At 61.4% G+C, this 13,510-nt stretch carries 10 protein-coding genes; 9 read left to right on the top strand and 1 reads right to left on the bottom strand.

Translation table 11 applies throughout. From position 1 onward, the window contains the following. Window positions 1-198 precede the first annotated feature (198 nt). From mreB to tldD, 8 genes are all read left to right on the top strand, one after another. Complete coding sequence (gene mreB / locus NTD85_RS26780; RefSeq protein WP_002555108.1) at window positions 199-1,236, top strand: rod shape-determining protein MreB; 1,038 nt, start codon at window positions 199-201, stop codon at window positions 1,234-1,236. A gap of 142 nt (window positions 1,237-1,378) precedes the next feature. Beyond that, complete coding sequence (gene mreC, locus NTD85_RS26775) at window positions 1,379-2,503, top strand: rod shape-determining protein MreC (protein ID WP_080593219.1); 1,125 nt, start codon at window positions 1,379-1,381, stop codon at window positions 2,501-2,503. Further along, the gene (gene mreD, locus NTD85_RS26770) at window positions 2,503-2,994 is read left to right on the top strand and encodes a rod shape-determining protein MreD (protein WP_003221660.1); all 492 of its coding nucleotides are present in this window, start codon (window positions 2,503-2,505) and stop codon (window positions 2,992-2,994) included. Before mreC ends, mreD begins: the two co-directional genes overlap by 1 nt. A 44-nt stretch (window positions 2,995-3,038) precedes the next feature. After that, a complete protein-coding gene (locus NTD85_RS26765; RefSeq protein ID WP_262143671.1) occupies window positions 3,039-3,635 on the top strand; it encodes a Maf family protein in 597 nt (198 codons plus the stop codon). A gap of 58 nt (window positions 3,636-3,693) precedes the next feature. Next, window positions 3,694-5,151 (top strand): ribonuclease G, encoded by a 1,458-nt coding sequence (rng, locus tag NTD85_RS26760; RefSeq protein WP_003221665.1) that lies wholly within the window; start codon window positions 3,694-3,696, stop codon window positions 5,149-5,151. Window positions 5,152-5,226: 75 nt separating this feature from the next. Then, window positions 5,227-9,030 (top strand): YhdP family protein, encoded by a 3,804-nt coding sequence (locus tag NTD85_RS26755; RefSeq protein ID WP_262143670.1) that lies wholly within the window; start codon window positions 5,227-5,229, stop codon window positions 9,028-9,030. Window positions 9,031-9,088: 58 nt separating this feature from the next. Further along, complete coding sequence (locus tag NTD85_RS26750) at window positions 9,089-9,949, top strand: carbon-nitrogen hydrolase family protein (RefSeq protein ID WP_003221670.1); 861 nt, start codon at window positions 9,089-9,091, stop codon at window positions 9,947-9,949. Window positions 9,950-9,953: 4 nt separating this feature from the next. Beyond that, a complete protein-coding gene (gene tldD, locus NTD85_RS26745) occupies window positions 9,954-11,396 on the top strand; it encodes a metalloprotease TldD (protein ID WP_007961588.1) in 1,443 nt (480 codons plus the stop codon). Window positions 11,397-11,447: 51 nt separating this feature from the next. Here the strand turns inward: tldD and yjgA are convergent, their stop codons facing one another. Then, on the bottom strand, window positions 11,448-11,972 hold the full coding sequence (yjgA, locus tag NTD85_RS26740) for a ribosome biogenesis factor YjgA (RefSeq protein ID WP_003221672.1): 525 nt from the start codon (window positions 11,970-11,972) through the stop codon (window positions 11,448-11,450). A gap of 108 nt (window positions 11,973-12,080) precedes the next feature. Here yjgA and pmbA point away from each other — a divergent pair, with 108 nt between their 5' ends. Beyond that, on the top strand, window positions 12,081-13,427 hold the full coding sequence (gene pmbA, locus NTD85_RS26735; protein ID WP_410017553.1) for a metalloprotease PmbA: 1,347 nt from the start codon (window positions 12,081-12,083) through the stop codon (window positions 13,425-13,427). Window positions 13,428-13,510: the final 83 nt, after the last annotated feature.

The following is a 13,510-nucleotide window of genomic DNA, read 5'->3' as shown; positions in this document are numbered from 1 at the left end:
TGGAAAACAGAACGGACGGCGTCCGTGTGTTAGATTGTCGGAACACTACCGCACTTCTACGGTCATAAGGCCGCGATTGTGGGGCTTGGTGCACAGAAAAGCGGCCAATTTAACATATTGGCGCCTTGCCCAAAATCCCTGTCGTTGTTAGAGTTTGCCGCACTTTTTTACCCACGCGTTGCCTAGGGTCCCTTTCCCATGTTCAAGAAACTGCGTGGCATGTTTTCCAGCGATCTTTCCATTGACCTGGGCACTGCCAACACCCTTATTTACGTGCGCGAGCGCGGTATCGTCCTGAATGAGCCATCGGTTGTGGCCATTCGGACACACGGTAACCAGAAAAGTGTCGTAGCTGTCGGCACCGAAGCCAAGCGCATGCTCGGTCGTACGCCGGGCAACATTGCTGCCATTCGTCCGATGAAGGACGGCGTGATCGCCGACTTCAGCGTCTGCGAAAAGATGCTGCAATACTTTATCAACAAGGTTCACGAAAACAGCTTTCTGCAGCCCAGCCCTCGGGTGCTGATCTGCGTTCCATGCAAATCCACCCAGGTCGAGCGTCGTGCCATCCGTGAATCGGCCCTTGGTGCCGGTGCCCGTGAAGTGTTCCTGATCGAAGAGCCAATGGCTGCTGCGATCGGTGCCGGCCTGCCGGTTGAAGAAGCACGCGGTTCGATGGTCGTCGATATCGGTGGTGGTACCACTGAAATCGCGCTGATCTCCCTGAACGGTGTGGTCTATGCCGAATCCGTCCGCGTCGGCGGCGACCGCTTCGACGAAGCGATCATCACCTACGTGCGCCGCAACTACGGCAGCCTGATCGGTGAATCGACTGCCGAGCGCATCAAGCAGGAAATCGGTACGGCCTACCCGGGCGGCGAAGTGCGCGAAGTCGACGTTCGCGGTCGCAACCTGGCCGAAGGCGTTCCACGCGCATTCACCCTGAACTCCAACGAAGTGCTGGAAGCTCTGCAAGAGTCGCTGGCTACTATCGTTCAGGCGGTGAAAAGCGCGCTGGAGCAATCGCCGCCGGAACTGGCTTCCGACATCGCCGAGCGTGGCCTGGTGCTGACCGGTGGTGGCGCGCTGCTGCGTGACCTCGACAAGCTGCTGGCTCAGGAAACCGGTCTGCCGGTGATCGTTGCCGAAGATCCGCTGACCTGTGTTGCTCGCGGCGGTGGCCGTGCATTGGAAATGATGGACAAGCACACCATGGACCTGCTCTCCAGCGAATAATTCGCCGGTTTGCAATACGTGGGTGAGCGCACAGGCAGCACTTTGCAGTGCTGCCTGTTGGCGTTTATCTTCTGTCAGTCTTCATCCAGGCCGGTTTGATGCCGTATGAATAAACAGAACATTTGCCTGGGAGGAGCGGCTTATTAAACCGCTTTTCGCCAAAGGCCCTTCGTTGGGTGTGCGCCTGTTGGTGTTGGCCGTGCTGTCGGTCGCGCTGATGGTGGTCGATGCCCGCTTCGACCTGCTCAAACCCGCGCGCAAACAAGCGTCGCTGGTGTTGATGGACGCCTACTGGATCACCGACCTGCCCGGACGGCTGTGGGAAGGGGTCGCCAGTCAGTTCGGCAGTCGCACAGAGCTTGTCGCCGAAAACGAAAAACTCAAGACCGAAAACCTGCTGTTGCAGGGCCGCATGCAAAAGCTTGCCGCCCTCACCGAGCAGAACGTGCGGCTGCGCGAGTTGCTCAATTCCTCTGCACTGGTCAACGAAAAGGTCGAAGTGGCCGAGTTGATCGGCATGGACCCCAATCCCTTCACCCATCGCATCATCATCAATAAAGGTGAGCGCGACGGCGTGGTGCTCGGTCAGCCGGTGCTCGATGCACGCGGTCTGATGGGCCAGGTGGTCGAGTTGATGCCGTACACCTCCCGTGTGCTGCTGCTGACCGACACCACTCACAGCATTCCTGTACAGGTGAACCGTAACGGTCTGCGGGCGATTGCCAGCGGCACCGGCAATCCGGAACGCCTGGAACTGCGGCACGTTGCCGACACCGCCGACATCAAGGAAGGCGACCTGCTGGTCAGCTCCGGCCTCGGCCAGCGCTTCCCGGCCGGTTATCCGGTGGCGACGGTCAAGGAAGTCATCCACGATTCAGGCCAGCCTTTCGCGATTGTCCGCGCGGTGCCGACCGCTGCGTTGAACCGCAGCCGTTATCTGCTGCTGGTGTTCAGTGACAACCGCACCGCCGAAGAGCGCGCCAACGATGCGGCGCAGGCCCAGGAAAATCTTGATGCGCAGGGCGGTGGCCCGGTGCTTCCGGCCACAGTGCCGAAAATCGTCAACAGCCCGGCTGCCGCTGCAGCAACAACCGCCCCCGCAGCACCTGCCGCCGCGGCCAGCACTACGCCGGCCAAACCGGTAGCGAGCAAACCGCCTGCGACCAAGCCTGCGGCAGCGAGTAAACCGCCGGCGTCCCAGCCTGCTGCGCGTCCGGCGGCGAAACCGCCGGTCACCGCGCCGGCCAATACCGGGAGACAAGAATAATGGTTGGGGCTACTGCTTCCCGTAACGGCTGGATGGTCTGGCTGACATTTCTCATCGGTCTGCTGCTCAGCGTGTCGCCGATGCCGCAATTCATGGAAATCCTGCGTCCGCTCTGGCTGGCGCTGCTGCTGGCATTCTGGGCGTTGGCCTTGCCGCAAACCGTGGGCATGGTCACGGCGTTTTGCCTGGGGTTGGCCGAAGACGTGCTGTACGGCACGCTGCTTGGCCAGAACGCCTTGATCCTGACCCTGATCACCTTCCTGGTGCTGTCCTTGCAGCAACGCCTGCGGATGTTCCCGATGTGGCAGCAATGTCTGGTGATCCTGGTGATCTTCGGCCTCGCTCAGTTGGTTCAATTGTGGCTGAGTGCCCTGACCGGCAACCGCCAGCCAACTCTGGCGCTGGTGCTGCCAGCCTTGACCAGCGCCTTGCTCTGGCCTTGGGTCAGCTTTGCTTTGCGTGGATTGCGCCGCCGCTACAAAATCAACTGATTCGGTCAGGCATGTGCCCGCACCTCGACAAGGGAGATGTCTTGATGAAGCCGCTTTACCTCGCCTCTGGTTCGCCGCGTCGGCGTGAGTTGCTCACGCAGATCGGCGTGCCGTTCGCCGCCATCAGTGCGGACATCGATGAAACCCCGCTTCCCGAAGAATTGCCCTCGGCCTATGTCGAACGCCTCGCGCGTGGCAAGGCCGAGGCCGGTCGACGCACGCGGGTGTCCGACGCGGCGTTTTGCGTTCTGGGCGCGGACACCGCGGTGGTGCTCGACGGCAAAATTCTTGGCAAACCGGTGGACGAAGCCGACGCATGCGCCATGCTGATGATGTTGTCCGGCAAGGAGCATGAAGTGCTGACCGCCGTCGCGGTGCTGGAAGGCCAGCGTTGCGAGTCGCGAGTGGTGCGCAGTCTGGTGCGGTTCCGCCCGATCAGCTGTGAAGAAGCGGCGGCCTACTGGGCCAGCGGTGAACCTCGGGACAAGGCCGGCGGTTATGGCATTCAGGGCCTCGGCGCGGTGTTTGTCGCGGGGCTCAATGGCAGCTATTCGGCCGTGGTCGGGCTGCCGGTTTGCGAAACCGCAGAACTGTTAGGCCATTTCGGCATACCCTGTTGGCAAAACCTGAACGCGCAATGAGCGTCGTACGAATCAAGATGCGGCCATTATCGTGAACATGCCTGAACGAGACCCTGCCATGAGTGAAGAGATTCTGATCAACATCACGCCGATGGAATCGCGCGTGGCGGTGGTCGAAAACGGTGTGCTGCAAGAAGTCCACGTTGAGCGCACGCAAAAGCGCGGGATCGTCGGCAACATCTATAAAGGCAAGATTGTCCGGGTGCTGCCGGGTATGCAGGCGGCATTCGTCGACATCGGTCTGGATCGTGCGGCCTTCATTCACGCTTCGGAAATCTCCCTGCGCGAAGGCCCGGCGGTGGAAAGCATCAGTTCGCTGGTGCACGAAGGCCAGAGTCTGGTGGTGCAGGTGACCAAGGATCCGATCGGCTCGAAAGGTGCACGACTCACGACTCAGCTGTCGATTCCATCGCGTTATCTGGTGTACATGCCGCGCACCGCCCACGTCGGCATTTCTCTGAAAATCGAAGACGAAGCCGAGCGCGAACGCCTCAAGCAGGTGGTCAGCGATTGTGTGGCCAAGGAAGGGATCAAAGAGGCCGGTGGCTTCATCCTGCGTACCGCCGCCGAGGGGGCCGGGGCCGATGAAATCCTCATGGATATCCGCTACCTGCGCCGTCTGTGGGATCAGATCAGCGAGCAGATCAAGACCATTGGCGCGCCGAGCGTGATCTACGAAGACCTCGGTCTGGCCCTGCGCACCCTGCGCGACCTGGTCAGCCCGAAGATCGAGAAGATCCGTATCGACTCCCGGGAAACTTTCCAGAAAACCACGCAGTTCGTCGCCGAACTGATGCCGGAAATCGCCGATCGTCTGGAACACTATCCGGGCGAGCGGCCGATTTTCGACCTGTATGGCGTCGAAGACGAAATCCAGAAAGCCCTCGAGCGCAAAGTGCCGCTCAAGTCCGGCGGTTATCTGGTGGTCGATCCGGCGGAAGCCATGACCACCATCGACGTCAACACCGGCGCGTTCGTTGGCCATCGCAATCTCGAAGAAACCATCTTCAAGACCAACCTCGAAGCGGCCACCGCGATTGCCCGGCAGATGCGCCTGCGCAATCTGGGCGGGATCATCATCATCGACTTCATCGACATGGAAGATGAAGAGCATCAGCGTCAGGTGCTGCGCACCCTGGAAAAACAGCTCGAACGTGATCACGCCAAGACCAACATCATCGGCATCACCGAGTTGGGCCTGGTGCAGATGACCCGCAAGCGCACCCGCGAAAGTCTTGAACAAGTGCTGTGCGAGCCGTGCAGCAGTTGCCAGGGGCGTGGCAAGTTGAAGACTCCGGAAACCATCTGTTACGAGATTTTCCGCGAGATTCTGCGTGAAGCCCGGGCCTATCAGGCTGAGGGTTATCGGGTATTGGCGAACCAGAAAGTGGTGGATCGGCTGCTCGACGAAGAATCCGGTAACGTCGCCGAGCTTGAAGGGTTCATCGGCCGCACCATACGCTTTCAGGTCGAAACCATGTATTCCCAGGAACAATATGACGTGGTGCTGCTCTGAACCCCTGCAGCACATTTAATCCACAACGGCTGGCCTCAGCTTTTAGTAGTTTTATTGCCATGGGAGCCAACTGACATGGAGCGTCTGACACGCATTTTGGCCGCACTGACCCGCTGGGGGCTGGGCCTGTGCGCGTTGGTTCTGGTGCTGATGGCGTTGTACGTCAGCCTCGGTCGGGAACTGACGCCGCTGGTGGCGGAATACCGCACCGATATCGAAGACAAGGCCACGGCCGTGCTCGGCATGCCATTGCAGATCGGCGAACTGGAGGGCAACTGGAGCGGATTCGCGCCGATTCTGCTGGCCCACGATGTGATGGTCGGTGACGGCGCCAATGCCTTGCGTCTGGACCGGGTGCGCGTGGTGCCTGATCTCTGGGCCAGTGTGCTGGCGCGCGAAGTACGCATCGCCCATCTGGAACTGAACGGCCTGAAGATCAGCGTCAAACAAGCGCAGGACGGCACCTGGGCACTGGAAGGCCTGCCAGTGCAGAACGACCAGCCGCTTGATCCCGAACAATTGTTCAATCGCTCACAGATTATTCAGCAACTGTCGGTGCTCGACAGTCAGGTGACCGTGCAGCCGCTGGATCAGGCGCCGATGACCTTTACCTACGTCGGCCTCAATCTGAAAACCGGCAGCAGCCGTCAGCGTCTCGACGCCCGTCTGACCTTGCCCGACGGGCAGCCGGTGGCGATGAGCCTGCGTACACGGATTCGCCCCTCTCAATTGCCCGACAGTTCGCTGGAGGGTTATGTCAGCCTGCCGCAAAGCGATTGGTCAAAGTGGCTGCCCGAGCGTTTGACCCAGCAGTGGAATTTTTCCCAGATCAAGGCCGGCGGCGAGCTGTGGGTGAACTGGAACGACGGCGCCCTGCAAAGCGCCGCCGTGCGTTTGAATGCGCCGCAGGTGACCGGCGCTTATGCCGAGCGTAAACCGATCAAGATCAGCAATCTGGCGCTCAACGGTTATTACCAGCGGGATGACGAGGGCGCGATCGTTACCCTCGATTCGTTGGCGATGAATGTCGGCGAGACCCGCTGGGAATCCCATGTTCAGCTCAAGCAGACGGTGGCCACCGATAAAACCGATGAGCTGTGGCACTTGCAGGCCGACCGCCTTGATCTGACACCGCTCACGCCGTTGCTCAATGCGCTGGGGCCGTTGCCCGAAAGCGTCGCCACGGTCGTCGACCATCTGAAGGTGACGGGCGGACTGCGCAACGTGCTGCTGGATTTTCGTCCGAACGCCACCGACGGCTCGAAATTCGGCTTCGCTGCCAACCTCGATAATGTCGGTTTCGATGCCTATCACGGTGCCCCGGCGGCGCGAAACGTCAGTGGCAGCCTCAGCGGCAACCTCGACGGCGGTGAACTGCGCATGGACAGCAAGGATTTCGTCCTGCACCTCGACCCGATCTTCGCCAAGCCATGGCAATACATTCAGGCCAACGCCCGCTTGACCTGGAAACTCGACAAAGACGGTTTCACCCTGATCGCGCCTTACCTGAAAGTGCTGGGCGAAGAGGGCAAGATTGCCGGCGACTTCCTGATCCGCCTGCACTTCGACCATAGCCAGGAAGACTACATGGACCTGCGCGTCGGACTGGTCGATGGCGACGGTCGTTACACCGCCAAGTACCTGCCCGAAGTCTTGAGCCCGGCCCTCGACGAGTGGTTGCGCACGGCGATCCTCAAAGGCGCCGTGGACCAGGGGTTCTTCCAGTACCAGGGTTCGTTGAACAAGAACGCCAAGGATGTCGATCGCAGTATCAGCCTGTTCTTCAAGGTGCATGACGCCGAACTGGCGTTCCAGCCGGGCTGGCCGCATGTGAGCAAGGTCAGCGGCGACGTGTTCATCGAGGACAGCGGCGTGCGCATCGTGGCCGACAAGGGCCAGTTGCTCGACACGCAGGTCAGTGACGTCTTCGTCAACATTCCCCATGTGCAGGCCGGACAACATACCCATCTGTTCCTCGACGGCGGTTTTTCCGGTGGGCTGGGCGACGGACTGAAAATACTGCAGACCGCGCCGATCGGCACCGGCGAAACCTTTGCCGGCTGGGAAGGCGAGGGCGATCTGCAGGGCAAGGTCAAACTCGATATTCCGCTGGTAAAGGGTGATCAGCCGAAGATTGTCGTCGACTTCAAGACTGCCAATGCGCGCCTGAAACTGGCGGAGCCGAAGCTTGAACTGAGCCAGCTCAAAGGCGATTTCCGTTTCGATAGCGCCAAGGGTCTGAGCGGCCAGAACATTGCAGCGCAGGCGTTTGACAAGCCAGTGACCGCGCAGATTTTTGCCGATGGCAGCGCCAACAAGATCAAGACCCGGGTCGCCGCCTCTGGGCAGGTCGAGGTGAAAAAACTCACTGACTGGCTGGGCGTGACTAAGCCGTTGCCGGTGTCCGGGACCATTCCCTATCAGTTGCAGGTCAACCTCGACGGCAGCGACAGCCAGCTGACGGTCAGCTCCAACATGAAAGGTGTGGCGGTGGATCTGCCGGCACCGTTCGGCATGTCGGCCCAGCAGGGCCGGGACACGGTATTCCGCATGACCCTGCAAGGTCCGGAGCGGCGCTACTGGGTCAGCTACGATCAGCTGGCCAGTTTCACTTTCGCGGCGCCACCGAGCAATTTTGCCGATGGCCGCGGCGAGCTGTTCCTCGGTACGGGCGATGCGGTTCTGCCGGAGGCCAAGGGTTTGCGCATTCGTGGTGTGCTGTCGGAGCTGGACGTCGCACCGTGGCAGGATCTGGTCAGCAAATACGCCGGCAACGACCCGGGTGGCAGCGCCAAGCAACTGCTCAACAGTGCCGACTTCAAGGTGGGCAAGCTCACCGCTTTCGGCACCACGCTCGATCAGGCTGCAGTGCAGGTCAACCGCAAACCGTGGGCCTGGAATCTGTCGCTCGACAGCCAGCAGGCCAAGGGCTCGGCCAGCCTGCCTGATGCCAAGGGCGCACCGATTGGGGTCAATCTGCAATACGTGCGCCTGCCGGCGCCGGATCCGACGGTGCAGGCTGACGAGAACTCGCCCGACCCGCTGGTTTCGGTCGACCCGACGAAGATTCCTGCGCTGGATATCACCATCAATCAGTTGTACCTCGGCCCGGATCTGGTGGGCGGCTGGTCGCTCAAGGTGCGGCCAACGGCCAAAGGCATTGCCCTGAACAATATGGACATGGGCCTCAAGGGCATCCTGTTGCAGGGTAATGGCGGCTGGGAAGGTACACCGGGGTCGACCAACAGTTGGTTCAAGGGCCGGATCAGCGGCAAGAACCTCGCCGATGTGCTCAAGGGCTGGGGCTTTGCACCGAGCGTGACCAGTGAAGAGTTTCACATGGACGTCGATGGCCGCTGGCCCGGCTCGCCGGCATGGCTGGCGACCAAGCGTTTCTCGGGCACGCTGGATGCCTCGCTCAATAAAGGTCAGTTCGTTGAAGTGGAGGGCGGCGCGCAGGCGTTGCGGGTGTTCGGTCTGCTCAACTTCAACTCCATCGGCCGCCGCCTGCGTCTGGATTTCTCCGACTTGTTCGGCAAGGGCCTGAGCTACGACCGGGTCAAGGGCCTGCTGGTGGCCAACGCCGGTGTCTATGACACTCGCGAGCCGATTCGCCTGACCGGGCCGTCGAGCAATCTGGAACTCAACGGTACGCTGGATCTGGTGCGTGAGCAGGTCGATGCGAAATTGCTGGTGACCTTGCCGGTGACCAACAACCTGCCGATTGCCGCGTTGATTGTCGGCGCGCCGGCGGTGGGCGGGGCGTTGTTCCTGATCGACAAGCTGATCGGTGACCGTGTGGCACGCTTCGCCAGCGTCAAATACACCGTCAAAGGCCCGTGGAAAGAACCGAAAATCACCTTCGACAAGCCTTTTTGAACAGCCATATCCCAAGCCTATGGAGTAGCATGGCCGCATACCTGTTGCGGAGCGCGCCATGTCTTTAGCGGTGATTCAAATGGTCAGCCAAAGTGATGTGCTCGCCAATCTGGCGCAGGCTCGACGCCTGCTCGAACAGGCCGCGGCCGGCGGCGCGAAGCTGGCGGTGCTGCCGGAAAACTTCGCCGCCATGGGCCGTCGCGATATCGCCGACATCGGCCGCGCCGAAGCGCTCGGCGAAGGGCCGATCCTGCCGTGGTTGAAACAGACCGCCCGTGACCTCAAGTTATGGATAGTGGCCGGTACCTTGCCGTTGCCGCCGCTCGGGCAACCGCAGGCCAAATCCCACGCCTGTTCGCTGCTGGTCAACGATCAGGGTGAAACCGTCGCGCGGTATGACAAGCTGCACCTGTTCGATGTCGATGTGGCGGACAATCGCGGGCGGTATCGCGAATCCGATGACTATGCTTATGGCAGTGGCGTGGTGGTGGCGGACACGCCGGTCGGCCGCGTCGGTCTGAGCGTGTGTTACGACTTGCGCTTCCCGGAGCTGTACAGTGAACTGCGCGCCGCCGGTGCCGAGTTGATCACCGCTCCATCGGCCTTTACCGCGGTGACCGGTGCGGCGCATTGGGACGTGCTGATTCGCGCCCGGGCCATCGAGACCCAGTGTTATGTGTTGGCGGCAGCGCAGGGCGGAACCCATCCGGGGCCGCGGGAAACCTTCGGTCATGCGGCGATTGTCGACCCGTGGGGCCGTGTGCTGGCGCATCAGGATCAAGGCGAAGCGGTGTTGTTGGCCGAACGCGACAGTGATGAACAAGCGTCCATCAGGGCGCGAATGCCGGTGACGAGTCATCGGCGGTTTTTCTCGCAGGGCGCACAGCGGCCTGCTTCAGAACATGAATTTAAGGCGTAAACCTATGAGCGAGTTGTTGTCCTCAGTCAGTGATCACCTGTTGGCGCCCGGCGGCGTGACGATCGAGAGCCTGCAAGGCGTGCTCGGCGATCTGGCAGGCCCGGGCATCGATGCTGCCGACCTGTATTTCCAGGGTCAGATCTCCGAGTCGTGGTCGCTGGAAGACGGCATCGTCAAGGAAGGCAGCTTCAACCTCGATCAGGGTGTTGGCGTTCGTGCGCAGTCCGGTGAGAAGACCGGTTTTGCCTACAGCAACGCGATCACCCTTGAAGCGCTGGGCGCTGCGGCTCGTGCCGCGCGTTCGATCTCCCGCGCCGGGCAGAACGGCACGGTGCAGGCGTTCAGCACTCAGGATGTCGCGCAGCTGTATGCGCCGGACAATCCGCTGGAAGTGTTGAGCCGCGCCGAGAAAGTCGAGCTGCTCAAGCGCATCGACGTCGCTACCCGCGCCCTCGACCCACGGATTCAGCAGGTCAGCGTGAGCATGGCCGGGGTCTGGGAGCGGATTCTGGTGGCGTCCACCGACGGAGGCCTGGCCGCTGATGTGCGACCGCTGGTGCGTTTCAACGTCAGCGTGATCGTCGAGCAGAATGGTCGTCGCGAGCGCGGCGGGCATGGCGGCGGCGGGCGTACCGACTACCGTTATTTCCTCGCCGAAGACCGTGCCATGGGTTATGCCCGTGAAGCGCTGCGTCAGGCCCTGGTGAACCTCGAAGCGATTCCGGCACCGGCCGGCACCTTGCCTGTCGTCCTCGGTTCGGGCTGGTCCGGTGTGCTCCTGCACGAAGCGGTCGGCCACGGTCTGGAAGGCGACTTCAATCGCAAGGGCAGTTCGGCCTACAGCGGGCGGATGGGCGAAATGGTCGCTTCCAAGCTCTGCACCATTGTCGATGACGGCACGTTGAGCGGTCGTCGCGGCTCGCTGAGCGTCGACGACGAAGGCACCCCGACCGAGTGCACCACGTTGATCGAAAACGGCGTGCTCAAGGGCTACATGCAGGACAAGCTCAATGCGCGCCTGATGGGCGTGGCCCGCACCGGTAACGGTCGTCGCGAGTCTTATGCACATTTACCGATGCCGCGCATGACCAACACCTACATGTTGGGCGGCGAGAGCGATCCGGCGGAAATCATCGCTTCGGTGAAGAAGGGCATCTACTGCGCCAACCTTGGCGGCGGTCAGGTCGACATCACCAGCGGCAAGTTCGTGTTCTCCACCAGCGAGGCGTACCTGATCGAGGACGGCAAGATCACTGCGCCGGTCAAGGGCGCGACGTTGATCGGCAACGGTCCCGAGGCGATGAGCCGGGTGTCGATGGTCGGTAACGATCTGGCGCTGGACAGCGGTGTGGGCACGTGCGGCAAGGACGGGCAGTCGGTGCCGGTGGGTGTCGGTCAGCCGACGCTGAAAATCGATGCGATCACCGTGGGTGGCACGGGCGCATAAGAAGAGGTGGAGCTTCGGGTGGCGCGCATTGCGGCCACCCGCTGACGACTATCAACGCAGGCCGCGTTGCGTATCGTCCAGCTCACGGATGTACTTGAAGATCTTGCGGCTGGAAGCAGGAGGTTTGTTTTGCGCAACCTCGTGCTGAGCCTGACGGATCAGGGAACGCAGTTGTTGGCGATCGGCGTCCGGGTACTCGACGACGAATTTCTCCAGCACGGCATCGTCACCGGCGATCAGGCGGTCACGCCAGCGTTCGAGGTTGTGGAAACGCTCGTTGTACTGACGGGTGGAGGCATCGAGTTGATCGAGCAGTACCAGAATCGCGTCAGTGTCCTGATCGCGCATCAGTTTGCCGATGAACTGCAGGTGCCGTTTACGCGCGATGTTCGCGGTGTGCTTGGGCGCATCGGCCAGGGCCCGGCGCAAAGCGTCGGTCAATGGCAGTTTTGCCTGCAAGTCGGGCTTGAGTGTTGTAAGGCGCTCGCCAAGGTCAACCAGAGCATGCAGCTCGCGTTTGACCTGAGATTTGCTTTTTTCTCCCGTATCGAGGGAGTCGTCGTAAGAATCAACCATGGTGGCAGTCCGCAAAGAAACGCCGCCATGATAACCAGTCGGGGGCCGCTTGTCCGGCCCGGTCGCTCGATGACCCCAGCCGAAAGCAGAATTTGAGTGGAGATGAGCATGAGTGCAGTTCAAAGCGTCGGCCCGCAGGCATTGCCGGCACTGCAGGAACAGGTCGAGCAGATCATCGCCGAAGCCAAGCGTCAGGGCTCCAGCGCCTGCGAAGTCGCGGTGTCGCTGGAGCAAGGTTTGTCGACTTCGGTGCGCCAGCGTGAGGTCGAGACGGTCGAGTTCAATCGCGATCAGGGTTTTGGCATCACCTTGTATGTTGGCCAGCGCAAAGGCTCGGCCAGCACTTCCGCCACCGGCCCTGATGCGATTCGCGAAACCGTTGCCGCTGCACTGGCCATCGCCAAACACACCTCTGAAGACGAAGCTTCGGGCCTCGCTGATGCGGCGCTGATGGCCAGGGATCAGCAGGATTTCGATCTGTTTCACGAGTGGGACATCACCCCCGAGCAGGCCATCGAGAAGGCGCTGATCTGTGAAGCGGCCGCGTTCGACGCCGATGCGCGGATCAAGAACGCCGACGGCACCACCCTCAGCACGCATCAGGGCTGCCGTGTGTATGGCAACAGCCACGGTTTCATCGGCGGTTACGCGTCGACCCGGCACAGCCTGAGCTGCGTGATGATCGCCGAAGCCGATGGCCAGATGCAGCGCGATTACTGGTATGACGTGAACCGTCAGGGCAGCTTGCTGGCGGATCCGGTGAGCATCGGCCAGCGTGCCGCGCAACGCGCCGCGAGCCGTCTGGGCGCGCGTCCGGTGCCGACCTGCGAAGTGCCGGTGCTGTTTTCCGCCGAGCTGGCGGGCGGGTTGTTCGGCAGTTTCCTGTCGGCGGTGTCCGGCGGCAGCCTGTATCGCAAATCGTCGTTTCTCGAAGGCACTTTGGGGCAGAAACTGTTTCCGGAATGGCTGACCATCGACGAGCGTCCGCACCTGATGCGCGCCATGGGCAGTGCGTCCTACGACGGCGATGGTCTGGCCACTTACGCCAAGCCGTTCGTCGAGAAGGGCGAACTGGTGTCGTACATCCTCGGCACTTACTCCGGGCGCAAACTCGGCATGCCGAGCACCGCCAACGCGGGTGGCGTGCACAACCTGTTCGTCACTCACGGTGACGAAGACCAGGCGGCGCTGTTGAAGCGCATGGGCCGTGGGCTGCTGGTCACCGAATTGATGGGCCATGGCTTGAACATGGTCACCGGCGATTATTCGCGCGGGGCGGCGGGGTTCTGGGTCGAGAACGGCGAAATCCAGTTCGCGGTGCAGGAAGTGACCATCGCCGGCAACATGCGCGACATGTTCAAGCAGATCGTCGCAGTCGGTAATGATCTGGAGCTGCGCAGCAATATTCGCACGGGCTCGGTGTTGATCGAGCGGATGACTGTCGCGGGTAGCTAAAACCCGGCGGCAACAAAAAAGGCGCGCCCACCCAAGCGGGGGGCCCGCCTTTTTTGTTGGCTCCCCACAAAAAACAGTTGGGG

Source organism: Pseudomonas sp. 13B_3.2_Bac1, from assembly GCF_025466205.1.
GTDB lineage: Bacteria > Pseudomonadota > Gammaproteobacteria > Pseudomonadales > Pseudomonadaceae > Aquipseudomonas > Aquipseudomonas fluorescens_H.
Note: the sequence above shows the minus strand (reverse complement) of the source record. Positions and strands in the feature narration are given on the sequence as shown.

What these genes read in the sequence shown, in the direction of transcription:
- mreB (WP_002555108.1), top strand. Translation starts at nt 199, where the DNA reads ATGTTCAAGAAACTGCGTGGCATGTTTTCCAGCGATCTTTCCATTGAC.
- mreD (WP_003221660.1), top strand. Translation starts at nt 2,503, where the DNA reads ATGGTTGGGGCTACTGCTTCCCGTAACGGCTGGATGGTCTGGCTGACA.
- NTD85_RS26765 (WP_262143671.1), top strand. Translation starts at nt 3,039, where the DNA reads ATGAAGCCGCTTTACCTCGCCTCTGGTTCGCCGCGTCGGCGTGAGTTG.
- rng (WP_003221665.1), top strand. Translation starts at nt 3,694, where the DNA reads ATGAGTGAAGAGATTCTGATCAACATCACGCCGATGGAATCGCGCGTG.
- NTD85_RS26755 (WP_262143670.1), top strand. Translation starts at nt 5,227, where the DNA reads ATGGAGCGTCTGACACGCATTTTGGCCGCACTGACCCGCTGGGGGCTG.
- NTD85_RS26750 (WP_003221670.1), top strand. Translation starts at nt 9,089, where the DNA reads ATGTCTTTAGCGGTGATTCAAATGGTCAGCCAAAGTGATGTGCTCGCC.
- tldD (WP_007961588.1), top strand. Translation starts at nt 9,954, where the DNA reads ATGAGCGAGTTGTTGTCCTCAGTCAGTGATCACCTGTTGGCGCCCGGC.
- yjgA (WP_003221672.1), bottom strand. Translation starts at nt 11,972, where the DNA reads ATGGTTGATTCTTACGACGACTCCCTCGATACGGGAGAAAAAAGCAAA.
- pmbA (WP_410017553.1), top strand. Translation starts at nt 12,081, where the DNA reads ATGAGTGCAGTTCAAAGCGTCGGCCCGCAGGCATTGCCGGCACTGCAG.